The following is a 24,988-nucleotide window of genomic DNA, read 5'->3' on the forward strand; positions in this document are numbered from 1 at the left end:
GATTCGGCAAGATACTCTGGCGCGTGTAATTGGATATAGAACAATTGAAACCAGTGATGGCGCGAAGAAAAGCCTTCAAGCAGCTCGCCGATGGCCGTTCACGATTGTTCGGTAATCACTTGGAGTCAATCCGGTGACTGATTTGAAGGACCGGCCCATGTGACTCTGGTCGGCGAATCCACAGTCGTGGGCCGCAGTGGCCAGCGGAACGCCGGACGAAGCCAGCAGCTCCGCGGTAGCCCGCGCTTTCAAGAGCGTCCGGTAATCAGTAATCGAACAACCGACATAGCGTCGGAACACGCGGGCCAGATAAACGGGGTGGACATTTGCCTGCGCGGCCAGGTCGCTAACGCGGACACCCTCGCAAAATCTCTCGTCCAGGTCTTGCCGAACGCGTTCAAGCCATTGCGGAGAACTCCCCGCTCGCATCGACTTTGCCGTAGGCAATGAAGCCAGGACTTCGTACACAATCTCCTCGAGTTCTTCGTTCGGAAGAGCGGTGCGCCGGTATGCCTGTAAGAGACACAACATCCAGCGCGCTACCGCTCCGCCATGGACCCAATGCCAGCGACTGAGTTTTAGATCGCCGTCAATAAGCGACTGGATGATTGGCGGTTCAAACTGGACCGAGAACATACGGGCGCCGATGGTTCCGAACCGATCCGCATGTTCCGTGTCGCCGGGCTTTACGACAACGCTGAGAGGAAAAGCGTCTTCAACTTTGCTTCCCACGCTCTCGCTCAGCGATCCGGCCAGTACAATTGAAATGGTGGCGTACGAATGCGCGTGCTTGTACTGCTGGTCTCCTGGCGAATAGATGCTTTCGCTCACGCGCACATTGCCGGCAAATGCGGCGCGGCGTTTCGAGCTTCGCGTTGTGAGAGTTTGCCTGGCTGCGGATTGCGGTGTCATACGCTGATGACCCAGCTATACGCCGGCCGATCGCTTTGTGTTCCGCGGTTTCGTTTGGGAGGGTGCCAGTCTTCTGGCCTTCAGTACCGGCTAGATGGCCGGCCAATGTGAATATGCGGTCCCGTGGCTACGCCGGGAATTGCACCGCGAAATGCTGAAAAGGGGATTCCATTGCGGCGCATGAAATCGATTAGCGCCTGACCTTCAGCTCCGTCCGGATGCAGCGAAACATCCATCGCATTGCGGTGATCCAAGTGCCAGCGATTGTGAATCGCGCCCTGCCCGAAAACAGCAATCGGCAAGGGACGTTTGAAAGTCTGTTGAAAGAACTGCTCGAGCTTGCCCGCTTGTGAGATGGCCCAACTACCGGCGCCCGTGTAGCGAATAAATGAGGTCGTCTGAATCAATCCGCCTTTTGGCTTCAGTCGCAACCTGGCAATTTCCTTTTCCCCTTCCATCTCGAGCATCGTTTGCGAGATCTGCGTCTCGGCGCCTTTCATCTGATTCTGAACGCCGGCGATCTTAAGTTGCTCATCGGCGACCGCCTGTTCGCTATCTTCAAACTGCGTCCTGGAAATCAGGCCTTCCTTGAAAAGCTCTTTGGACTTGTCGCGCCGGGCTTCGGCCTTCTTCACGCTGGCTTTGTAAAGGTCGAGCAGTTTTTCCAGACTGGCTTTGTATTCTTTCGTTGTCTCGACGTATTGCTTTCTGAGTTGTTCCAGCTCGGAAGCCGCCGGCGGCGCAGGTTTGACGTTCGCTCGCGATTTCGTTTTGTTGCTCTGCGCGACCGCCACGGAAAAGCAGAACACCGCCAGCAGGACTGCGCTTGGCGCTTTCGTCAAAAGACGAGATCCAGGAGATTTAGTCGCGCGTCTCACGTATGTTGATTAAGGCAATAAACAGACCATGACGGCCAGAAAGGATAACGAATCGTGAATGGCTGCGGTTCTCGGTTATTCCAGAAGGTTGGCGCGAAAATGGAACACGCCTGTTCACTTTGCGTTCGGCGCGGGGCGTGCAAAGAGCAAGGAGGTTAGCGCTAAGGGCAAGCGTCAGAGGTTTGCTCTTGGCTCTTTGCTCTTTAACGCTTTGCTCTTTGCACGCGCCTTCCGCGACTTAGCGCGTCAGGAATCGAAAATTTTCGAACCGCCGGAAATTTTCGGGCGACGTCTGCCGCACGCCGAAGGCGCCCTGCACGATCGACAGTTTCGACATCAGCCGCGGTTCAGCAAATTGGAATCGATCGGCGGTCGCTTGCGCGCGTTCAAAATCCATCTTCGCGAGCGATGCCAGTTGCTGTCCGAATCGGGCCACGACGCGACCCAGATCACTACCACCCTGCAACGGCATTTCGCCATCGCGAAACACTTGCACTTCGAATCCGTTCAAGACCTGCGCGGCCGCCAGCAACTCATTAAGTTGCGCAATGCCCGGCTCTAAAACTTCAAAGCTGCGTTTCGGATCGAGCGTCGCAAAAAGTTCCGCCACGCGAATCTGGTTTTCCAAATCGCGATAATCAGACGCGCGTTTGCTCACAATCGCACGTGCGTCTTCAGCAAAACGAAGCGCCAGCTTTGGATTGTCTTTCTGGGTCGCGGCCACCAGATCGCCCAGGTACCTCACGCGATCGGCGTCTGACGGAAGTGTCGCCAGCTTCGTACGAATCTCGTTAAGCTTTGCCTCGGAAACGGTCGTGGTCATCTTCTTAAAGTCGATCGCCTGCATGATCTGCGCACGGCCTGATTCATCGAGGTGATCGTTCGCCAACTGCAGCGCGCGGTCTGTGTTGCCTTCATCGATCGCCCGACGCGCGGCGGCTTCGTAAACCCGCGATTGCAACTGCGGCGGGGCCATCGCCGCGGCGTTCGCCAGGCTTTCGCTGTCACCCTCCACACTGCGAATCTGATTCGCTAACCGTGCCATTCCCGAATTGTCGGAATTGCCCATGCCTAATTCAGTGAGTTTCTGACGAACGGCCTGGCTCCGCTCAGGCACGTACTGATCGATTTGCGGCAGCATGCCCTGGAGGTTCCGCAAAAGCATCCGCGCGTTGTTTTGCTGCACCTGTGCCGGGTCAAGTTGCGTTTGATTGTTGCGCGACGGATCTATAGAAACTACTGGACCAGTCCCCCCTCCGATCACTGCCGCTTCGCGGCGCGTGCGACGCTGATTGTTCGCACCACCACCGCCACCGCCGGCTCCACCAGTATTCGTGCGCGGCGTCGCAGTCAGCGCGGCGGCCACGGCATTATTGAGCAGTCCCTGGAACGCAGATTCCGTCAGCACCGAAGTGTTCGCACGCGAATTGGTGGCGGTCGCAGTACTGGGCGAAGTCGTGGCCGCTTGTGGTCCAGGTCGCAATAGGCTCATGGCCACGTTTACGGCCTGACCGCTGGTTAAAAGATTGTCAGAACTCAGGCGGTTGAGTGTCTTCTCAGACAGTTTCTTGAATGCGTCTTCGTCTTTCGCCTGCAGCTGAGACAGCACGCGGCTCAACGATGTCGGATACTCGCCTTTGTCCAAAGACTCGGACGCTTTCTGATACGCCACTTTCGGATCACTGGCGGCGATTACCGCGAGCAGCGTCTGTTCGAGATTGTCATCCTGAAACTGAAAATTGGCCCTCCGGCGATTACCGGCATTCATCCCGGTTGGGGGTTGCGTTTGCCGCAGCAGTTGATAAGCCAGTTCTGCATCGTGGCGCGCGGCGCTGAGGACCAGTTCACGCCTGAGAGCATTGAGCATGCCGAATTCGCGCCGTTCGGAATCGTCGGACTGGGCCATCGTGTTCGCCAGTACCGAAGCCGCATCTGTGAAAAACGTTCGCGCGCGCGCGGCGCTCCTATCCCAGAGCAAATCACCCGCGACGATCTGCACCCGAATGCGATTCTCCGGCAGCTTCAGCCCTTGCGCTTCACTGACAATCTGTTCCAGCAAAGCCGCGGCTTTGGCCTCGAGCTTGGCTTTCTCTTCCTGCTCTTTCGCGGCATCGGGCGTCGCCTGCGTCACTTCCTGCGCGGCGGTGAACGATGCGAATAAAACGAGAAACGCCGCAATTAAGGGCAAACGGGCGATTAACTTACTCATGGCATTGTCCTCAAGTTTCGGATTAGGCGGAGAGCGGCTGTTCTAGCAGCTTTAGACGTTAATGCACACGGTTTGGTTACCCAAATGTTCCCGAAAAGCTGGGGGTGTCGGTCTGACTCCCCTCTCTGGGAGAGGACTGGGGGAGGGAGCACAACTCAAGGAGAGAAAAGAGGAACTTGAATTCTTGTTCCGATCGCCCCGCTCTCAAGGGGCAAAACAATCCAAAGCGCCGTCGAGCGGGCGCACTCCAAAAAGAGCCGTTTACTTACGTTCACAATTAGGCTAGCTTCAGACGCATTCACAACCCATACGAGGTTGCAGATGGAAGAACGCACCGTCACACATTATCGCTGGAATGAAATGGCCATCGAGGCTCTCTCGGATTCGCTCGCGCGCCGGGTAATCACCGGCGATCGCATGATGCTCGCTCATGTGTATCTGAAGAAGGGCTGCATCGTGCCGCGCCACTCTCACGACAACGAACAGATCACCTATATCCTGGAAGGCGGCCTGCGGTTTTGGATTGGCGCGGACGAGTCACAGGTGATCGATGTGATGGCCGGCGAGGCCCTGCACATTCCTGCGAACGTGCCGCACAAAGCGGAAGCTTTGGAAGACACCCTCGACGTTGATGTCTTCAGCCCGCCGCGACAGGACTGGTTGGACAAGACGGACGATTACTTGAGATCGCCAGGACCGGGCTCATAGACGGGAGGCTTATAGAAGTTTTGAGGAGAAGGTAGAGTTGCGGGATCTAACCTCCAAACGGGAGGCCGCGGTGGTATCTGCGGATTGAGAAACTTGTCTTTGCCCGCGAGCAGGTCAGAGCCTTCACTGGCAGTAATGAAAAACATGTAAAGCCGGTTTCCCGAAATAAGTAATCTGCCAAAACCACGGCCATTCTTTACCCCCGCACTTTCCGGCGGTGTGAGTTCAAAGTCCAATCCAGGCATGCCCTGATAGTTAGTCGGATTTTTCGAGAGCAATGTCGAATTTGATCGCGTCACTAACCCATTCAACGCACCGTCTAAAACGTAAGCGGTATCGCTGAGTTCAACCCCTGAATAATCCGCGTAGCAGAAACCTGCGACACCCTGGCCCTGCACCTCAGAGATGAACACGTGAGCGGAAATCTTGCCGTTGGGAATTGGGGGCAGATCCATTTTTTCCCGAATTGGCTCATTCGGCATCGCGATCGTGAAAGTTTGCCCGTCGGGACGAAACTCAATCCAATTTACTTTCGCGTGACCTCTAATAACGCCCATCCCAAAGGTGTAGATAATCACGGCCACGCTCAACCCCAAGACGCATGCACATGCCTTTCCGAGCGTGAACCGGCTCTTGGCCGGATAGGGTTGATTATAGGAGTTCACACCGCCACGGTACGTGGGTGCAGAGTCGTAAGCCGACTGTTCGGCTGTTTCCGACAAGACCGCTTCACACTTTCGGCAGGCTTCCGCGGAGACAAAATTAATAAAGCCGCAGTAGTGGCACTTCTTATTATTCATTTGGGAACTCATCGAGTCTGGATCGCCCGGCCAAGGTTGATAAGCGAGCGATTAATGAAGCGGGACATAGGTCATGTTTGGAGGATCCACCGGCTTCCGAAGGGGACCCGCACTCTGCTTCCGTATCTGCGGATTGAGAAACTTCTCTCTCCCGGCGAACAACTCTGAGTCTTCCTTCGCGGTGATGGACAAGAAGAAGAAACGGTTCGGCGTGATAAACATCTTTCCATAACTGCGATTAATCCTGGGCCTCATGTTGTCCGGTGGAGAAACTTCAAACTCCAACCCGGGCATTCCTTGATAGGTGATGGGTTTTTTCGAAATTAACGTGGCGTTTGTTCGTTGTAATAAACTGTCGAGTTCAGCGTGGAGAGCTTCCGCCGCCGCATCCATATCGAGCTCCGTTCCCGTATAGTCGACAAAACCAAATACGGCCGTGCCTTGTCCCGTCACGGCGGAGACATATCGGTGGTTTGTCATGTTGCCGGTCTCGAGCGGCGTCACTATCGGTTCCAGCCTGTTGGGCTTGCTCGGCATCATCACCGTGAAGTCCAAACCATCGGGACGGTACTCAATCCACCTGACCTTCCGATTCCGGCTAATGCGGTCGAAGCTCAAGACGGCGAACACACCGAGCATGACCACGCTCACACCTACTAACGCAAAGACTTTCAGAACGGGGAAACCCGACTTCGTCGGATAGGGCTGACTATGCGCGTTCACAGGACCGCGATAAGTCGATGGATAATCGTAAGCCGACCGAACACTCGTTTCCGACAGCTCGGTTTCACATTTGTGACAAGCTTCGGCATAGACAAAATTAATAAAACCGCAGTTCGGACATTTCTTGTTCATGGAGAGTCCCCTGATTGAAGTTTCAGAGTTGCGAGGAGCCCAGGACGGGCACGGCCAAAACCAACATAGCAAAAGGCTAATCGGCCTTGCAAGGAAATATTTTATTTGGGAAAGATTGCTGGTTGTGGGTGGGAATTAGCAACGCCAGAGACGGCTAACGGAAGCGATCAAAACTGAAAGGCCCGGACCCGATCTGATCGAGTCCGAGCCTTTTCCTATTCCTTAACTTTCGTTGTCAGCTGCCTGTCAGAACGACCTGCGTGAGCGGGTGGGTGATCTCAAGTACTCGGGCGTTGACCCGCCGGCTCTGACTACTCGCAGCTCTTATCTGAAAACGAGGCCGATACCGACGCGGAAGTTGTGCTGAGTTTCTCCGCCGAGCCGAGTCGGATTGTAATCCAACTGAATCGCGCGGAAGTCGACACGCGGACTAATCTTAATGTCCACGCCGCCGCCGATGACACCGGCAAAACCGGTTTCGCTTTCGCTCACGAAGCCGCTGACGCGCGCATTAGTGAATCCAGCCATCAAGTGGGCGAACGGTTTTACCTTCTTGTCTTTCGAGTTGTCTTTGAACTGAACTCCACCAACCAGCGTGTGAGTTTTGGCGTTCACCTCGAACGGCGCCGGAGCGTCGAAATTCTTGTAGTGAAAAGCATAGTCACCTTTCAGCCCGATGTAGCGGCTGATGTTGCCGGTCACGGCGCCTTCGACACCGTTGAAGCCTTCGAAATCACCACCGAAATCCACGCGCGCGTGTGAAAACCCGGCGTAGATGTCTACTTTGTTGTAATCATCGCTCTGCGCAAAAGAAAACGACGCCGCGCAGGCCATAATGATCATTGAGAATAAAAGTTTACGCATTAAAGGAAATCCTCTTTCTTATGTTTTGTGTCTCTGTTTCTGATTTACGGTTGCATCTGGGGGAACAACCAAGATGCCGGGCCCACTCGGAAGTTTGCCTGTCATCGCGAAAAGAGTAGTGCAACCGTGGTGCCAGCCGTCGCCGAATCAAGAAACGCGCCGGAAAACGATGATTTCAGCTCCTTACGCGACTCGCGCTTAATGACCGGAACGCAGGATTCGTCCGACAGGCGCAGTGCAACAAAGGGGAGCCAAGCTTATGATTGGAACCATGAACAGCGAGTGCACTCATATTGATCAGATTCAAGATGTGACGCCCAGCGGCGATGGCTGTGAAGACTGCCTGAAGATCGGAGACACGTGGTTTCACCTGCGTCTGTGCAAGACGTGCGGCCACGTGGGCTGCTGTGACTCTTCAAAGAACAAGCACGCGGCGAAACACTTTCATCAGGCCAGTCATCCGATTATCAAATCGTTTCAACCGGGCGAAGACTGGGGCTGGTGTTATATCGATGAAGTAATGCTGGATGAAGTGTGACGGGGCGGCTTCTCCATCTCCCTTTGGGAGGGACAATGCTTGATCCAACAATTAAGTTTGCAACCCGAAGGGTTGCAAGAAAGGAGAATTCGCACCCTGAAAGGGTGCCAGACTAGTTCTGCGACCCTTTCAGGGTCGGAAATTACAAACACTCGATTCCGGGGGTATCGCGCTGACGCGCTCAACCCCCGGCTACTCTCTTTCAGCCCTTCGGGCTGACCCAATCTGGAAGAGCGCTCGGCCTACGATCCTCAACAAATCCTCATGCCAGCCCCACTTTTAAGCTAAACTGCGCGTCGATGGATCCGACGCTGAACCTTTTCATTGCGGACGCCAAAGACATCGTCGATCGCCTGTATGCCGATCTGCAACAACTCCGCTCGTTGCGCGCCCAGGGCCGGCACCGGCGTGAACTTGCGTCGCGCATCTTTCGTCACGTGCACACCTTGAAGGGCTCGGCCGGGTCGGTTGGATTGAAAGACGTCAGTCAGCTCGCTCACGAATTTGAAGGCGTGCTCGACGGGGTGCGTTTGGGCCGCATCGTGATTGATGACCCGGTGCTCAACTTGTTCGAAGACACAGCCGATGCCATCGCCGAATCCATCGCCAACTCAGGGCGCGGCGACGAATCGGCTTCGCAAGCGCTGATCGCCCGGTTGCATGCAGTCTCCGCATCTGCAGCTCAGCAAGGCACGATTGCCGGAAGTTTACGTTCGGCTCTACCGGAGGACGTCTCGCGTTCCTTGAGCGAGTATGACTTGCAGCACACGCGCGAAGCAGTGCGCGAAGGAGCGAAACTGTTCATTGTCGACGCAGGTTTTCCGATTGATTCGTTCGACACGCAGTTTCGCGAATTGACGAAACTTCTGGGAATGACCGGCGAGGTCATTTCAACTATTCCCGGCGCCGCTTCCACGGCTGAAGAGATCAATTTTCGCCTGCTGTATGCGGCCGAGCTCATCTCAGACCACACTCGATCGCGCGCGACTGAACTCGGGACTTTCGAGTTCAAAGAGATTCCTGTTGCCTCGCCCGACGGCGTCGCCAACACTGCGGCCACAGTCAACGTGCTGCCCACGCCGGCAGTATCAAGCGCGACCTCTGTCCGGGTCGGGCTCAACGATCTGGATGAACTGACGGCGGCGGTGACCGATCTTTTGCGCGATACAACGAACGCGCTCTCCGCGTTGCCGAACACGGTCGCAGGAGACGCGGCCAGCTCAACCGCGTCTAATTTGCGCAGCCGATTCGTGAACCTGGAAGAGCGTCTGATTAAGTTGCGGCTCGTGCCTTTGTCGGATTTGCTGAACGGCGTGGCGGCACGCGCCGGACGTGTCGCCGCCCGACAACTGGGCCGGGACATCGAGTTCGAAATCATCGGCGGCAACGTCGGTATCGACAAGTCGCTGGCGGATTTGGTGGCTGAGCCGCTGATGCATCTGGTGCGCAACGCCGTCAGTCATGGCATCGAGACGCCCGAGGAACGACGCGCGGCCGGCAAGTCGCCGAACGGATCGGTCAGGCTCCAGGGGTTCAGCGAGGGCAGCCGGATTTATATCGTCGTCAGTGACGATGGACGCGGCGTCGATTTCGCCCAGGTCGCGGAAGCGGCAACCCGACAAGGCATTGTCAGCCAGCCTGAAGATCTCACGGGGGACCAGGCGCTGCGCCTGATTTTTCGTCCCGGGTTTTCAACTTCACCCGATGCTTCGGATCTCTCTGGCCGCGGGGTGGGATTGGAGATTGTCGATCGCGCGATGACGCAGGCGGGAGGCGAAGTGCGACTGACATCCGAGCCCGGCAAAGGCGCAACGTTCGCGATGATGATTCCGGCGACGCTCGCCCTCGTGCCGTGCGTGGTCGTCCACGGCGGCAAACAATTCTACTGTTTCGATTCAAGTATTGTTGCCGATCGTATCAGCTTGTCCGACGGTCAGCTTTCTCCCGATGCTCAGCACGTGCAGTGGCAAGGGGAAACTGTGCCCCTGTTACGACTGAGCAGTTTGATAACTGGTACAAATGGCGAGCCTCCGAATAGCCCGCGCGCGATTCTCGTGTGCCAGCCGAGCGAGCATCGGCAAGGGCTCGCGGCACATCAGACTCACATCGCCGTGGCGGTTGACGCGATCGCGGGGCAGCAGGAGACGTTGGTGCGAAGCCTCGGGCCATACTCCAGCCTGTGGCACGGCATCTCCGGCGCGGCGGAAATGCTGGACGGAAACGTTGCGCTGATGATCGATTTGGCGCGGCTGATCGAAGCAAATGAAGGTTAGGCGGTTTTGTCTTCTCGGGATTCTGGTCTTCGGCATTGCGTGTTCGAACGTAATGGCGCAAAGCCAAACATATCCGAAAGAAATTCGCGGCTACAAAGTCGAACGCGCTGCGGTTGAGCTGAAATCGACTGAAAAGAAGAAGCCATCAAAATCCGACAACTCGTCGACCGGCGGCCAGGCCGGGGGATCGAGTACGGCCGACAATTCGTCTTCAAACCAAACGAGCACAGCATCTTCAAAAGCGGGATCCGAAGTTGATCAGTTAATTACCTTCGGCTCCCCGTCCATCGCGCGCGTTACGCCACTGGGAATCACTTTTAACGTGCCCGTCGTGGTCGCACCGATCAAACAGAGCGGTAAAGTCGACTTTCTTCTCTTCGAAGACATGATGGTCAACGATCATTCCATCGAAATTGACGAATACCAGCGTGCTTTTGATCTGCCGACAAAGAAACCCTTGACGCTGAGTGGGCCTCTGCGATTCTTTATTTACACACCCGTCGCGGCGCTGGCGGCGGTGGGTGAATGGAGCAACTCAAGAGAGACGTGGCCGGTGACGGGCCGCGTTTATGTGTGCGGGAAATACAAGAAGTTTCTATTGAGCTTCAAACGGTGCGTGCCGGTTGAACTCAATCTGACGATGCGCAATCCCTTAAGAGGTCAGTGAGATCATTTCGGCAAGGCGGAAACCCGCGAGATGTTTGTGAAGTAGACCTGCTTCGCATCAACCGCGAGGTATTTGAGCCAACCGGCCTCACCCTGATCGAGTTCAACGGGTTCTCCGCCGCCGGTCGAAACTCGCCGCAGCGCTGCCGGTCCGAACGAGCCTGTCTTCGGTACATCATCGAAGTAGTAAACGTGCCCGTCCGCTACCACGAATTCCATCGTGTGATTAATTGACGGCGCCAACTGCGACACTTCACCGCTCTTCTTGTTGAGCTTCATCAATGCCGAGTGTCCACGCTCGTTCATCTGGCAAAAGTAAAAGTTTTCGACGTCCTGTTGCAGACCCAGGCTTGGCTGTTTGAAAGCATGACGATAGAAGTCGGTGATCACGCCGCCGCCTTTTGGGATTCTCTTGATACCGTCGCCGGTCATGAAGTAAATAACATCGCCGTCAAGAGCGATACCCGATGTCGGAGGCTGAGGCGGCGTGAGTTGCTTCGCTTCTCCGCCGTCCTTCGGCGCGTACATTATCGGCGCCGGGAGCGAACCCTCGCCCGTCCAGATCAACCAATAGATGTTTTCGTCATCCATGACGATTTCGTCAGGTTTGGGAGCGTTGGGAATGATCTTCTCGCTATCGCCGCCACCCTTGGGCACGCGTAAGAGGTTTCCACCGTCTGACCAATAGAGGAATTTGCCGTCGATCGCCAGCGTCGTGTCAGGAATGATCTTCCCGCCCTTTACGAAAATGCTTACCGTTCCATCGTTGAGAGAAATCTTTTTGATGTTGTTTGTTCCTTCATTCATGCTGACGACCGTGCTGCCAGTAACGAAGTAAACCGCCTCACCATCTGAGATTATTTTGGATGGATGGTCTTCTTTGTCCGCGAGCACTTTTGCCTTTGTCCATCCCGGCGCTTTCGGTTCGTTGGTCGAACGGCAACCGAGGGCAAGCAACAAAAGGCTAAAGGCGAGAACAGTTTGGATAAGTTTTAGCTTAGTCACGTGACGGATTCCGAAATTACGGTAACGCGAGAACGCTGTGCAGGCCTAAAGCTCCGTCAGGAGCGCGATGGTTATAGCACGCAGTCGCCCCCAGAACCCCAAAGCTCCGTAAGGAGCGATATGAATATTTCGCTCCTCCGGAGCTCGTGTTTCAAAGAGAAGCCCGTGACCTATAAACATTTCGTGCCTACGGCACGAAGATGGTGTGGCGTTCCGAAAAGTCTATCCCTCTCGGAACTTGATTTGGCCTACTTTAGCCGAGTCATCCTCACGCCCAGTCAACTTTCGGATGCATCGTGTGCCATTGCGTCGCTTTCTCAAACGCGAGTGCGACGCGTAACGGTGACGCTTCGTCGTACAACCCGCCGGTGAACATGATCGCCTGTGGCAGGTGTTGCGCCGGCGCGTTCTGCGTGGCGGGAAAATCGAGAAAGCCGCACGGCAGGCACACCGCCGGATGACCAGTCAGGTTTGTGATCAGGAGACTCGCGCTGCCCGGCGCGGGCGAAACGAAGACGTCCCAGTCGCGCATCAGCTTATCCATCTCGCGCATCAGCAAGACCCGCGCCCGTTGGGCGCGAAGGTATTCGACGGCCGGTACAAAACGATTCGTGCGGAACGTGTTCGGCCAGTCGCCGTTATCCTGTCCCGAAAGTTGATTGATACGCCCATCGCGGGTGATGTCGTCGAAAGCAGTCGCCGCTTCTGCCGTCAGGATGTAACGCAGGTTAGCCGTGGGAAACTTCGGCATCTCGATCGGTGTCATCTTGACGCCCGCTCTCGTGAGCGCGTCGAGCGCCTCTTTGTACATCGCGTTTCGTCTCGCAGCTATCTGCTTCTGCTGTTCGCTCGCATTGGCCGGCGGCGTGGTTTCAAATTCGGCTTTCAGATAACCAATGCGCAGACTGCTCAAGGGCACGTCGGCATTCCAGTTGAATGGCGCATCGCCTACCGTCATGTCCTGACCGTCGGGACCGTAAATCGCATCGAGCGCCGCCGCGCAATCTTCGACGCCGCGACACATCGGGCCAATCTTGTCCATCGTCCAGCTCAAACCCATTGCGCCATAGCGACTGACGCGTCCGTACGTCGGCCGCAAACCCACCACGCCGTTACGCGACGAAGGCGAAATAATCGAGCCAAGCGTTTCCGTTCCGATCGAAAACCCTACCAGGCCCGCGGCAGTCGCGGCGCCCGGCCCGGCGGATGAGCCGCTCGCGCCCTGCCGATCTTCGTCGGGCGCCCACGGATTACGCGTCACACCTCCGAACCATTTCGGTCCCTGCGCCAGCGCGCCCATGGAAAGCTTCGCCACCAGTACGGCGCCCGCATCACGCAAACGCTCGATCACCGTCGCGTCGTAATCGATCATTTGATCGCGATAAGGCTCAGCGCCCCACGTCGTCCTGATGCCTTTCGTCGCGAACAAATCTTTCGCGCCCCACGGAATACCGTGCAGCGGCCCCCGGTACTTGCCGCGCTTGAGATCGGCATCCGCACCTTCGGCCTGCTTCATCGCCAGGTCTTCAGTAAGTGTCACCACACACAGAAGCTTCGGCCCGTACTTCTTCAAACGCGACAGGTACATACGGGTCAGTTCGACTGAAGAAACTTTTCTCGTGCGAATCAACTCCGCAAGCTGCGGCACGGTGGCAAAGGCGAGATCTTCAACCGACTTGAATTGAGCTGGTTCGTTCCGGCCAAACCGGAACTTTGTTTTCGCGCGCGCACGTTTGACGTGGAAACCCGGCAACTGGGGATGAAAAATGACGGCCGGTTCAGTATCGAGCGGCACATCGATCTTGCGCACGGCCTCGTATCGATCGAGATTCGTGTTCACGCCGGAGAGTGCCATCTCCCGATGCTTATCCGACAGCTCAATGCCGATTACTTTCTCGGTGTGCTCAAGATCACTTTTCTTGATCCGCCCCGCTGTCGGTGAAGGCGTCGGCGATGGACTTGGTGCCGGAGAAGGAGTCGGCGAAGCCGTCTGCGCGAGCGCACTTAGAGGCGCTTGCGAAGCGGCGATCGCTGCGGCGCCGGCAGCCGGAAGAACCTTCACGAAGGTGCGACGATCGATCGATTTGCGGCTTTGTTTTTTCATGGGTTTGGAGCGCCGACATCTTGTCGGCGGTTCGCGGGCATCCTGCCCGAATTGCGGTTTGAACGGCGCATACAATATCACAAGAATTATTTGGAGTGCGCCGGCCTTGACGGCGCTTTGGATCAGATCAAGCTAGGAGATTTGCGCGATCCAAAGCGGCGTCGTCGCTTCGCTCTGCCGCCGCACTCCAAATCCACGCGGATGCAAACCAAAACGGAAGATGCTAACCTAATAACTCAATACAAACCTTCATTTTGATCGCGGCGCGCGAAGCCGCTAACGGTGAATTTCTTTGGCCCAGGAACAAACGAAAACCGAACTGTCTGAAATCATCGCCGAGAATTTCGGCGCGAACGCGACCTATGTTGAGTCGCTCCTCGCCCGCTTTCGCAGCGACCCGTCCCTCGTCGATGAGTCATGGCGCGCGTACTTTGAAGAGCTGCTTGGAAATGGCCAACCGGCCGCCGCGTCCGGGGCGCCGGCACCCGCGAAAACCGTTGCGCAAGCCAGGCCAAGCGGAGATGGCGCTAAAGCGGCGACAGCACCGGCAAAAAAATCGCCACCGGCAGCGGCCGTCACTCAACCAGAATCAGGAAGAGAAATTGTTCCAATTCGCGGCGCCGCCCTCAAGATCGTCGAGAACATGGAAGCAAGCCTCGCCGTTCCCACGGCGACTTCGCAGCGACGCATTCCCGTCAAGCTCCTCGAAGAAAATCGGATCATTATTAACCGCCATCTTCAGGACAACGACCGGGGCAAAGCTTCATTCACTCATCTGACCGCGTTTGCTCTGCTGCGCGCGCTCGATCAGTTTCCGCAGTTGAATGACGGCTTCGAAGAGGTTGAGGGTCAGCCGGCCCGCGTCAAACGCGAAGCGGTAAATCTCGGCATTGCGATCGATTTGGAGAAGAAAGACGGCACGCGCTCGCTCCTCGTGCCCAACATCAAGAACGCGAGCCGCATGCGCTTCCCGGAGTTTCTCGCCGCCTACGACGATGTCGTCAAGCGCGCCCGCGAAGGCAAGCTGCAAATCCCGGATTTTCAGGGCACGACAATCTCTTTGACCAATCCGGGCACGATTGGAACTGTAGCTTCGACGCCGCGGTTGATGGTGGGTCAGTCCCTAATCATCGCTACGGGTGCCATCGAATATCCGGCTGAGTACCAATCGATCGCGCCGGCGATCCTGCCACAACTCGGCATTAGCAAAGCCATCACTATCAGCAGCACGTACGATCACCGCATCGTTCAGGGCGCTGAGTCAGGCGCTTTTCTCGCGCGTGTGCACGAATTGCTGATCGGCAAACACGGCTTCTACGAACAGATTTTCCATGATCTGGGGATCGCGCATGCGCCGCTGCGGTGGAACGTCGATCAAAATCCGCTGTTTGCCGGGGCCGACCAGACGCATGAACACGCCTTGCGGCAGGCACGCGTGATGGAGCTGATTAACGCGTATCGCGTGCGCGGGCACCTCGTGGCCGACATCGATCCATTGCACGCGCTGCCGCTGCTCTATCATCCGGAACTCGACATCGAAACCTACGGCCTGACAATCTGGGATCTCGATCGCATCTTCATCACTGGCGGTCTGGCCGGCACTGAAGAGGCCACGCTGCGTGAAATTCTGGACATCCTTTATCGCGCTTACTGCGGCAAAGTCGGCACCGAATACCGGCACATTCAGAGCAAAGAAGAAAAGACCTGGCTGCGCGAGCAGATTCGCCGCGAATTTGTGCACGCCGAGCCGATCGACGCCGAAGTTAAGAAACGCATCCTTTGGAAGCTAATCTCTGCCGAACAGTTCGAACGCTTTCTCAATACGAAGTTTCTCGGGCAAAAGCGTTTTTCGATCGAAGGCTGCGAGACGATCATTCCTCTGCTCGATCAACTGATCGAAGGCGCGGGCGAGCAGGGCATCGAGCAAATCACGATGGGCATGGCGCATCGCGGGCGTTTGAATGTGCTCGCGAATGTCATCGGTCACTTTTGCGAACGCATCTTCACTTCGTTTGAAGGCACAGTTCATCCGGCGTTTCCCGCCGACGAAGGTGATGTGAAGTACCACCAGGGCGCGGAGGGTGAACGTGAGACGGCGAGCGGCAAAACGGTCCAGCTGCGGCTGTCACCAAATCCCAGCCACCTCGAAGCCGTCGATCCGGTTGTCGAAGGCATGACGCGGGCCATGCAGGACGCGATGGCCGACGGCGCAGTCACGAATGACGAAGCGCGGAGCCGCGCGCTGCCGATTCTGTTGCACGGCGACGCGGCATTTGCCGGACAAGGCATCGTGATGGAGACGCTTCAGCTGGCCCAGCTACGCGGTTATCGGACCGGCGGCACGATTCACATCATCATCAATAATCAGATTGGCTTTACGACTTCACCCGAAGCGGGTCGCTCGTCGATCTATTCAACCGACGTCGCGCGCATGACGCAGTTGCCCATCTTTCACATCAACGGCGACGATCCCGAAGCGGCCTTTCGCACGATGCGCCTGGCCCTCGCTTACCGGCAGCAGTTTCATAAGGATGTCGTGCTGGATGTCGTTGGCTTCCGTCGCCTTGGTCATAACGAGGCCGACGAACCCAGCTACACCCAGCCGCTGATGTATCAGCGGGTCAAGGAACATCCGGGCGTGCGCACGATTTACGCCAAGCGGCTGATCAAAGAAGGCGTCATCGATGAAACCGGTGTGAACCAGATGCTTGAAGAGCGAGTCAGTCGCTATGAAGACGCGTTAGCGCGGGCGAAGAAGGTCGCGGCCGACAATAAGGATGTGATCGCCGTCGAACCGGAAGTTGCTGAAATCGACGGCTCGCAAGTCGTTGAAACACTGATTAGTGACGACGTCGTTAAACGAATCACGCAGCAAATTTGCGTCGTTCCCGAGGGGTTCCACCTGAATCCGAAAATGGTGAGCCAGCTCGCGCGCCGCGCAAAGATGGGCGACGGCCAAGTGCCGATCGATTGGGCTTTCGCCGAAGCCGTGGCGTTCGGATCGCTCGCCCTCGAAGGCACGCGCGTTCGTTTGAGCGGCCAGGATTCCGGACGCGGAACCTTCAGTCAACGCCACGCCGTGCTTTACGACACGCAGTCGGGCAAAGCCTGGGCGCCCCTTTCGGAGCTGCGATCCGAAAACAATGCGCAAGGCCGGTTCGAAGTGTTCGACAGTTCTCTTTCGGAAGCGGGCGTCCTCGGATTTGAATACGGCTACTCAGTGATTGCTGCTGATGCACTCGTCATGTGGGAAGCTCAATTCGGCGATTTCAATAACGTCGCGCAAGGCATCATCGACCAGTATGTTACCGCCAGCGAGGACAAGTGGCGGCAAACTTCGCGACTGACGATGCTTCTGCCGCATGGTTACGAAGGTCAGGGGCCTGAACATTCCAGCGCTCGTCTCGAACGGTTCCTGCAACTTGGTGCGGCGAACAATTTGTGCGTGAGTTACCCCAGCACGCCCGCGCAGTATTTTCATCTGCTGCGACGACAGGTGCGGCCTGGCTTTGAGCGTCCGCTGATCGTGATGACGCCGAAGAGTCTACTCCGGCTTCCCGCCGCCGCTTCTTCGCTCGATCAATTCACGACCGGCGGGTTCCAGCCGCTCTTCGACGACGCGGAGGTTAAGGATCCGGCCGGCATCGAACGAATCGTCCTGTGTAGTGGCAAGGTTTTTTATGACCTGACGGATGCGCGTAAGAAAGGGGCGTCAGAGGGATTAGCGAGCAAGGTCGCGATCATCCGCGTCGAACAGTTCTATCCTTTCCCGCGCACCGCGATTAAAGAAACTCTCGCGAAGTATCCGAACGCGAACGACCTGGTTTGGTGTCAGGAAGAACCCAAGAACATGGGCGCCTGGACATTCATAGAAGGAAAATTCGAGGACCTGATACCGCGTGGCGATCTTCTGCGTTACGTCGGCCGGGCTGAATCAGCCAGTCCGGCGACCGGGAACTATTCGGTTCATGTTAAGGAGCAGGAGAAGCTTGTGCGGGCGGCACTAACGATCGAGTAGGCTACTTCGTTACGACTGGATATCCCGCGCTCTTCCATGCGTCCAACCCGCCGGTCAAAGCTGCTGCGTTCTGAAATCCCCTGGCGTTGAGTGTGAGCACCGCACCGGCGCTCGTGTGTTCGGCCGGTCAAGTACAGTACGTGACAATCATCTTGCTCTTCGGCAATCCATCCGCCCGTGCCGAAAACTCATTGTAAGGAATCAGGATTGAGCCTCTGATGTGGCCCTGCTTGAAGGTTTCTTCGCTGCGCGTATCGACGATCAGCACCTCGTCCTTCTCCCAAAGATTGTGCAGTTCCTGGGCCGTGATACGGCGCGCATTTTCAACCGAATTCTGAGCCGGCTGTGGAGCCCTTGGGGTCTGCGTTTTTTGTGCGGTGTTTCCAGACCCGCGGTTCCCTTCCTGAGAATTACACGCGACGAGTACTGCCAGCAGACCAATCGCCATCACCAAAATAAAAGCACGCATCAACATGATCTCCGAAGATTTTGAAGTGGGAATAATCTACAACGTCCGCAGCGGGAAAGGAAACGAGGGTGTGTGGGTAAGGGGTTGGGTGTAGGGCAGTGATGAGTGAGTAGTGGGTCATTTTCAATGTTTCACAGAAAGCTCAGAGTTAGTTAAAGAGCTCACCTTTTGCTCAAGAACTGTCTTCTCTAGCACACATCTATTAACTTCACCGAAAACCAAAGCCTCTTGGCGATATCCCTTTGATGAAATGTGATTAGGTTGGCGGGCCCGATTCGAATGGCTATTGACTCGCTATAAAATCAGGCGTATACCATCCCGCATTAAGCTAGGAAAGATTTAACGGCTGGCCCTCAGAGCCTGCGCTTAGCCCGCACATTTTCCGACCGGCCGTTCATTTCTCAGACCGCCTCAACCCCGGAAGGAGCTTTACGATGAAAAGCTAGTTGCGAACACTTCGTTTCTCTCTTTTTAACTCACAAGTGTTGTCTCTTATCACCCCAAAAGGAGAATCCTCATGCGTTTCCGTAGCCTTACATCTCACGTCACCCTGCCCTCGCTATTGGCGAGAGCGGCAAAGAAAGTTCAGGTCATGCTATTTTCCGCCGCGGCGATGACGGCCTGTTGGGGGCTGAGCGTCCAACCCGCGATGGCGCAGTCTTTCGCTCCTCCCGATAACTACGCTGTTGACGCACTTCCCCGTTCACTCGCAGCCGGAGACTTCAATCTTGACGGCAGACTTGATCTAGCGGTGGTGAACTCCGGCTCGACCGCTCACTCAGTGAGCGTGCTCATCAACACCGGCGACCGCACGTTCGAAAGAAGGGATTACCCTGCCAGCCAGACTCCAGTTTCACTCGCGGTCGGAGACTTAAACCTCGATGGTAAGCCTGATCTGGCTGTAGCAAACCAGAGCGGCGGCGTGAGCGTGTTCCTCAACACCGGCAACGGAGCCTTCGCATCAAGGGTTAACTACCCTACTTTTGCCGGTCCGGAGACAGTCACAATCGGAGACTTGAATCTCGACGGCAAGCCTGATCTGGCGGTAGCAAACTATCAAAGCGACGCAGTAACCGTTCATTTCAATAACGGCAACGGGACCTTCGCCGCACCGATCGGACTCGCGACTGCCAGGGAGCCCATGTCTGTCGCAGTAGGAGACCTTAACGGTGATGGCAAGCCTGACCTCGCGGTGGCGAACTTTATCAGCGCCTCGGTGAGCGTCTTCCTTAATAATGGCAACGGTACCTTCGCTGCCAAGGTTGATTACCGTACTGATATTGGCCCCCGGAGGGTTGCAATCGGGGATTTCAACGGTGACAGCAGGCCTGATCTGGTGACGGCAAACACCGATCATATAACAGTGAGTGTCTTCCTCAACCGGGGCAACGGCACCTTCCCCGATAGGGGGGTTGATTACCTGGCTGGCACGAACCCCATTTCAATCGCAATCGCCGACTTCAACGATGATTGCAGGCTTGATCTGGTGACGGCAAGTTTCACTGTTGGCACCAACGTGAGCGTCCTTCGCAACAACGGGAATGGCGTCTTCAACACGAAGGTTGACTTCACGGCTGGCCCATCTCCCAGGGCGGTCACAGTCGGAGACTTCAACAATGATGGCAAACTTGATCTCGCGGTGGCGAACTACAACCATGCCACAGTGAGCGTGTTGCTTAGACTAGCGTGCGACCCACTTCTGACGTGCGACAATTCACCGCCCGTCATCGCAGCCCATCCGGACGTGACTGCTGAGGCCACCAGTGCTTCGGGCGCCGTGGTCAGCTACACGAGCCCAACGACTTCGGATGCCGTTGACGGAGTGGGGGTGGCGTCGTGCTCACCCGCTTCGGGGTCGACCTTTTCCTTGGGTAATACCACGGTGACCTGCACTGCGACCGACACGCAGGGAAACAGTGCCACGCCGACTAGCTTTAGGGTGTCTGTGGCGGATACGACGCCGCCGGTTACCGCCCTGACCTCAGTCGTAGACGGCAGCGGAACGGCTACAGCAGACGGAGGCTCAACGCTGTCCGGCTCCATCACGTTCACCTTTGGGGGCGCGGACGCTGTCGGGGTCGCGGGATTTCAGTGCAGCCTGGATGGGGCATTGTACGCTCCTTGCGCCGGCCCGGCAGCCTACTCGGCCTTGGCAGTAGGCATCCACACCTTCCAGGTGCGGGCGTTCGATACGGCAGGCAACGTAAGCCTCCCTGCTATCTTTACCTGGACTGTACTGACACCTGCTCAGGCCATCCAGAACCTTGTCACCGCCATCGGCAATATGGGACTGCCCGCGAACGTGGAGAACAGTCTGATAGCGCCGCTGAACAACATTAACCCCGGCAACCAGTCTGCTGCCTGCGGCAAGCTAGACGCATTCATCAACCAGATCAATGCCAAATCCCAAAACGGCCAGCTTACATCGGCCCAAGCCAGTCAACTCTTGCAGGCAGCCAGCGCTATAAAGGCCATGTTGGGCTGTTAGTAAGAGGCTTACTTGCCAAATTGGACTTGGCAACGGCAGATAACGTTGCGGAAAAATGCGGCAAATGCGGCGGGGGTTAATCCTTTAAGGGAAAGGCGGACTAAGGGAAAGGGGGACTGCCTTTATCTTGTTTCTACCGAGACGCCGGATGGCTTAAGCTCCGGAGTGCAGTTGCGTTAATACTATTGCACTTATAGCACTGGTGCAGCTGTGGGTATGACTTATCTCCTACCCCGACACCCGACTCCCTAAAGAATCACTCTCCGATCCCCTTCTCTTCTGGTTACCCGCTCACGATCGAAGTATTCGAGCAGCGGAATCGCGTACTTCCGCGAAATGCCTGCCAGTTCTTTGAAGGTTGGCACGTCGATCGACTTCTCTTTCGCAGCGTGCGCGCGCAGCTTTGCTTTCAAATTCTCGAGCGCGTCGCGATGAAAGAACATCTCACCGTCAACGCGCACCAGGCTGCCTGCGTCAATCAACACCTGGAGGACTTTGCGCCCGTGTTGCTGCGTACCGGCGTTGATGCCCGCGCGAGTAAACGCTTCAGTCATGCTTGGGGCAGCCAAAGCGGCCTCGCGATAAACTGCCTCAAGCCGATCGCGCAAGGCCGCGTCCGCTCCGGAAACCGCGCGCGTATGTTCCGGCTTGCGCACCACGTCTTTCTCAACCACGACCGCTCCGGCTTGCTCGACTTCGGCTAACACCGCCCGAAACAACTCCACGGGTACGTGCGCAAAGCGGCGCCCGCGCAGAACTTCCAGCGCGAGTCCGCGCGACAAGGGTTCAGCCTGATGATGCGCCGCGACATCTTTGACCACGTTTCGCTTAAATTGTTCAAGGACGGTTGGGCTCAACAACTGTCCGCCGATTTCTGAAACGGAACCGGCAGCGCGCGCCCGGGCAATCGCGTTCTGAACCACCTCATCTCTCCATGCAGTTCGCGTCACCAGATCGCCTCGGCTCATACCACTGTCCTCAGCGTTCGCGACAAACGCGGCCAGCTTCTGTTCCGCCGTCCCGTCGACGAGGTTCGTCAGCCGTTCTCGCACGGTGGCGAAGTCGCGCGCGCGATGACGAGTGGCAAAGGCGTCGAGAATGATGCCGCCTCCGATGGTTCTTTGCGGTGAATACGACCGGATGACAAACCGGTCGCCGAGCACACCAACAACCGGCGTTTCGAAACGCAGTTGCGCGAACCCACTTTCCCCTGGATTGATTGGATGGACCTCCCTCGCCGCAAGCGGGGAGGGACTGAGGGTGGGGTTAACGTCGCCGGCAACCTCTCCCCCTAACCCCCTCTCCCCTTGCGGAGAGGGGGAACTTAGCACCCGCACACGTGCCAGAATCTCCGCGGCGCCGAGATGAACCCGCACACGCTGACGCGAGCGCAAGGCGCGCGGCGCATCTGCAAGCATCTGCACGTGCACATCGACGATCTGTGTGGGCTGAAGCCGGTTAACCGGCGTCAAAACCATGCCGCGCTCTAACTCAGAGGTTTCCACACCGCCGAGGTTCACCGCGGTCCGCTGACCCGCCTCCGCTCGTTTCACCTTCGTCCCGTGCACCTGCAAGCCGCGCACACGCACGCGCCTGGCCTGGGGCAGAAGCTCCATTTCGCTTCCCTCTTCAATCTCGCCTGAAATCAAAGTGCCCGTGACTACGGCCCCGAATCCGCTCATAGTAAACGCGCGATCGATTGGCAGCCGCGTGATTAGACTGTCTGAGCGCTTCGGAACCTGCTGAGCCACTTCGCGCAAAGTACTCTTCAACTCGTCCAGCCCTTCCCCCGTGCGCGAGCTAATGGCCACGATCGGCGCGCCCTCAAGAAACGATCCGGCCACCATTTCGCTGACTTCTTCTCGCACCAAGCCCAGCATTTCTTCATCGACGAGATCTTTCTTGGTTAGCACGATGAGGCCACTTCGCACATCGAGCAGCCGGCAGATTTCAAAGTGCTCGCGCGTCTGCGGCATCACGCTTTCGTCAGCCGCGATCACCAGCGCGACGAGGTCAATGCCGTGGGCGCCGGCCAGCATGTTCTTGACGAAGCGCTCATGACCGGGCACATCGACGAAACCAACGCGCACATCGCCCAGATCGAGATCGGCGAATCCGATGTCGATCGTGATGCCGCGCTGTTTTTCCTCCGGCAGACGGTCCGCATCGATGCCCGTCAGCGCGCGCACCAGCGCCGTCTTGCCGTGATCGATGTGACCTGCCGTGCCGACGATGATTGACTTCATTGCTTTAGAAATGTGAGTGGGATATTAGCTTGTTTTTGCCTTTCGAAAGAATATACTGCGCGGCAGCTCTTAACAGCTGTCGTTGAAAGGATCTGATGATGTCCTGCTGAATGGATAATCGGAGCGAACTATATGCGCATCATAATCGCGATCCTGATTGCCTCCATCTTGTCAGCATCTATTGCCGGACAGACACGCCCGCGCGGGCGTGACCTCGGGATTCCATTTCCCGGGCGCACAGGTGCAAACAACGCCATCACCGATGTCCCCGGCATCGCTGTCGGTCACGTCACGCTTATCGAGGGAGAAGGCAAACTGATTCCTGGCAAAGGCCCGATCCGCACCGGCGTTACGGCTATTCTTCCCAGACCGAAGGGGAATTGGGATCCAGTCTTCGCCGCAACCTTCAACCTGAACGGGAACGGCGACATGACTGGCGTCAATTGGATCAAAGAATCGGGATTTCTCGAAGGCCCGATTCTCCTGACGGGCACGCACAGTGTGGGCACTGTGCGCGATGCAGCCATTCAGTGGCAAGTGAAGAACGGCCGCGAGTTCTTGTTTACCTATCCGGTCGTCGCCGAGACGTTTGATTTTCTTAACGACGCGAATGGCGAACATGTTAAACCGCAGCACGCGTGGCAAGCGCTCGATGCCGCCACGCCCGGGCGGGTCAAAGAGGGCGCGGTCGGCGGGGGCACAGGCATGGGCTGCAATGGGTTCAAGGGCGGCATCGGCACATCGTCACGCGTGCTCTCAAAGGAAGAAGGTGGATTCACCATCGGCGTGCTCGTTCAATGTAACTACGGTGGTGATCTAAGAATCCTCGGCGTTCCAATTCGCCAGGAAATTACCGACCTGCGAACCTGCACGACGCTTCCTCAACCGTTGACCCGTCCATGGACGCGTCGAATTCCGGCGTGCTCATCAGCCGCAGCGTCGAAGAACGACAGTGGTGAACAACAACACGAAGGCCGAGGCTCAATCATCGTGATTGTCGCTACCGATGCCCCCTTGCTTCCTCATCAACTTGAACGCATCGCGCGCAGGGTGGGAATGGGACTCGGCCGGCTCGGTAGTCTGGCTGGAAACTCTTCCGGAGATTTGTTCCTGGCCTTCTCAACCGCGAACCCTGGCGCGGCGGAGGCCACAGGCCTGCCAACCCTGAAGATGTTGCCGAATGATCGCATCGATCCACTATTCGGAGCGACGATCGACGCCACTGAAGAGGCCGTTGTCAATGCCATGCTCGGAGCTCAGACTATGACGGGCGCCGACGGCATTCGCGTTTTCGGTTTACCTGGAGATCGCGTAGTGACCGCATTAAAGAAATATAACCGGATGAAGTAACGGGCCGTCTGAACACTCGCAAAAATCCCATGGGAGGAAACTCAAAGACCACGGCTCCTGTATTCGTCGCCCTCCTGCGCGGCGTAAACGTCGGCGGCAACAACATCATCAGCATGAAGTCGCTCAAGACAAGCTTCGAGAAGCTGGGTTTCAGCGACGTCAGCACCTACATCAACAGCGGCAACATCCTGTTTAAAGCCAAGGAACGCGACGCGCGCAAACTCGAAACAAAAATCGAGGCGATGCTGTCCCGCGACTACAACCTGGGCTGCAAAGTCGTGGTGCGAAGCCTCGCGGAAATGGCCAGTCTGATCGAGAATCTGCCGCAGAGCTGGGACGGCGACAAGCAGTGGAAGTACAACGTAATATTTCTCAGACACTCGATTGATTCCGACGAAGTGATTAAGCGTCTCGGACCTAAACCGGAAATTGAGAAGGTGGTTTATTATCCCGGCACGTTATTATGGTCGGCACGGATAACTGATTTGAGCCAGACGACGATGTTCAAGCTTTCGAGCCAGAAACTTTTTCAGGAAATGACCGTGCGAAATACGAATACGACGCGTAAGCTCTACGAACTCATGGACAAAATGGTGGAGGATTGA

General features: G+C 56.7%; 18 protein-coding genes. 8 read left to right on the forward strand and 10 right to left on the reverse strand.

Annotated elements, in window-relative coordinates:
* Positions 1 to 75 precede the first annotated feature (75 nt).
* The 3 genes from VFX97_11735 to VFX97_11745 all read right to left on the reverse strand — a co-directional run bounded on the left by VFX97_11735 (position 76) and on the right by VFX97_11745 (position 3,999).
* Positions 76 to 912: an AraC family transcriptional regulator gene (locus tag VFX97_11735; GenBank protein ID HEX5703864.1), complete on the reverse strand. Its 837-nt coding sequence runs from the start codon at positions 910 to 912 to the stop codon at positions 76 to 78.
* Positions 913 to 992: 80 nt separating this feature from the next.
* A complete protein-coding gene (locus VFX97_11740) occupies positions 993 to 1,754 on the reverse strand; it encodes a TolC family protein (protein HEX5703865.1) in 762 nt (253 codons plus the stop codon).
* Positions 1,755 to 2,028: 274 nt separating this feature from the next.
* Complete coding sequence (locus tag VFX97_11745; protein ID HEX5703866.1) at positions 2,029 to 3,999, reverse strand: hypothetical protein; 1,971 nt, start codon at positions 3,997 to 3,999, stop codon at positions 2,029 to 2,031.
* A 321-nt stretch (positions 4,000 to 4,320) separates the two neighbouring features.
* Between VFX97_11745 and VFX97_11750 the strand changes: the two genes are divergently transcribed.
* Positions 4,321 to 4,707 (forward strand): cupin domain-containing protein, encoded by a 387-nt coding sequence (locus tag VFX97_11750; GenBank protein ID HEX5703867.1) that lies wholly within the window; start codon positions 4,321 to 4,323, stop codon positions 4,705 to 4,707.
* Here VFX97_11750 and VFX97_11755 read toward each other — a convergent pair.
* The 3 genes from VFX97_11755 to VFX97_11765 all read right to left on the reverse strand — a co-directional run bounded on the left by VFX97_11755 (position 4,677) and on the right by VFX97_11765 (position 7,226).
* Positions 4,677 to 5,507, reverse strand: coding sequence for a hypothetical protein (locus tag VFX97_11755; GenBank protein ID HEX5703868.1), 831 nt, complete (start codon positions 5,505 to 5,507; stop codon positions 4,677 to 4,679). The genes VFX97_11750 and VFX97_11755 overlap by 31 nt on opposite strands.
* A 51-nt stretch (positions 5,508 to 5,558) precedes the next feature.
* The gene (locus tag VFX97_11760) at positions 5,559 to 6,362 is read right to left on the reverse strand and encodes a hypothetical protein (GenBank protein HEX5703869.1); all 804 of its coding nucleotides are present in this window, start codon (positions 6,360 to 6,362) and stop codon (positions 5,559 to 5,561) included.
* A gap of 324 nt (positions 6,363 to 6,686) precedes the next feature.
* The gene (locus tag VFX97_11765; protein ID HEX5703870.1) at positions 6,687 to 7,226 is read right to left on the reverse strand and encodes an outer membrane beta-barrel protein; all 540 of its coding nucleotides are present in this window, start codon (positions 7,224 to 7,226) and stop codon (positions 6,687 to 6,689) included.
* 259 nt (positions 7,227 to 7,485) lie between these two features.
* Here VFX97_11765 and VFX97_11770 point away from each other — a divergent pair, with 259 nt between their 5' ends.
* The 3 genes from VFX97_11770 to VFX97_11780 all read left to right on the forward strand — a co-directional run bounded on the left by VFX97_11770 (position 7,486) and on the right by VFX97_11780 (position 10,704).
* Positions 7,486 to 7,764 (forward strand): UBP-type zinc finger domain-containing protein, encoded by a 279-nt coding sequence (locus tag VFX97_11770; GenBank protein ID HEX5703871.1) that lies wholly within the window; start codon positions 7,486 to 7,488, stop codon positions 7,762 to 7,764.
* Between the two features lie 299 nt (positions 7,765 to 8,063).
* The gene (locus tag VFX97_11775) at positions 8,064 to 10,037 is read left to right on the forward strand and encodes an ATP-binding protein (protein HEX5703872.1); all 1,974 of its coding nucleotides are present in this window, start codon (positions 8,064 to 8,066) and stop codon (positions 10,035 to 10,037) included.
* Between the two features lie 52 nt (positions 10,038 to 10,089).
* A complete protein-coding gene (locus tag VFX97_11780; protein ID HEX5703873.1) occupies positions 10,090 to 10,704 on the forward strand; it encodes a hypothetical protein in 615 nt (204 codons plus the stop codon).
* Between the two features lie 2 nt (positions 10,705 to 10,706).
* Here VFX97_11780 and VFX97_11785 read toward each other — a convergent pair whose 3' ends face one another.
* Complete coding sequence (locus VFX97_11785) at positions 10,707 to 11,708, reverse strand: DUF5050 domain-containing protein (protein ID HEX5703874.1); 1,002 nt, start codon at positions 11,706 to 11,708, stop codon at positions 10,707 to 10,709.
* Positions 11,709 to 11,976: 268 nt separating this feature from the next.
* Entirely contained in the window at positions 11,977 to 13,812 is a 1,836-nt protein-coding gene (locus VFX97_11790) for an amidase (protein ID HEX5703875.1), read from the reverse strand.
* A 292-nt stretch (positions 13,813 to 14,104) separates the two neighbouring features.
* Here VFX97_11790 and VFX97_11795 point away from each other — a divergent pair, with 292 nt between their 5' ends.
* Complete coding sequence (locus VFX97_11795; protein ID HEX5703876.1) at positions 14,105 to 17,830, forward strand: multifunctional oxoglutarate decarboxylase/oxoglutarate dehydrogenase thiamine pyrophosphate-binding subunit/dihydrolipoyllysine-residue succinyltransferase subunit; 3,726 nt, start codon at positions 14,105 to 14,107, stop codon at positions 17,828 to 17,830.
* Between the two features lie 127 nt (positions 17,831 to 17,957).
* Here VFX97_11795 and VFX97_11800 read toward each other — a convergent pair whose 3' ends face one another.
* Positions 17,958 to 18,299 carry a rhodanese-like domain-containing protein gene (locus VFX97_11800; GenBank protein ID HEX5703877.1) on the reverse strand — a complete coding sequence of 114 codons (342 nt, stop codon included), beginning with the start codon at positions 18,297 to 18,299 and terminating at the stop codon, positions 17,958 to 17,960.
* Positions 18,300 to 18,816: 517 nt separating this feature from the next.
* Between VFX97_11800 and VFX97_11805 the strand changes: the two genes are divergently transcribed.
* Positions 18,817 to 20,787: an FG-GAP-like repeat-containing protein gene (locus tag VFX97_11805; GenBank protein HEX5703878.1), complete on the forward strand. Its 1,971-nt coding sequence runs from the start codon at positions 18,817 to 18,819 to the stop codon at positions 20,785 to 20,787.
* Between the two features lie 248 nt (positions 20,788 to 21,035).
* Here the strand turns inward: VFX97_11805 and selB are convergent, their stop codons facing one another.
* Positions 21,036 to 23,033 (reverse strand): selenocysteine-specific translation elongation factor, encoded by a 1,998-nt coding sequence (gene selB, locus VFX97_11810; GenBank protein ID HEX5703879.1) that lies wholly within the window; start codon positions 23,031 to 23,033, stop codon positions 21,036 to 21,038.
* A gap of 132 nt (positions 23,034 to 23,165) precedes the next feature.
* Here selB and VFX97_11815 point away from each other — a divergent pair, with 132 nt between their 5' ends.
* Both VFX97_11815 and VFX97_11820 read left to right on the forward strand, forming a co-directional pair.
* Positions 23,166 to 24,383, forward strand: coding sequence for a P1 family peptidase (locus tag VFX97_11815; GenBank protein HEX5703880.1), 1,218 nt, complete (start codon positions 23,166 to 23,168; stop codon positions 24,381 to 24,383).
* Positions 24,384 to 24,412: 29 nt separating this feature from the next.
* Positions 24,413 to 24,988: a DUF1697 domain-containing protein gene (locus tag VFX97_11820; protein ID HEX5703881.1), complete on the forward strand. Its 576-nt coding sequence runs from the start codon at positions 24,413 to 24,415 to the stop codon at positions 24,986 to 24,988.

Source organism: Pyrinomonadaceae bacterium, from assembly GCA_036277115.1.
Lineage (GTDB): Bacteria > Acidobacteriota > Blastocatellia > Pyrinomonadales > Pyrinomonadaceae > UBA11740.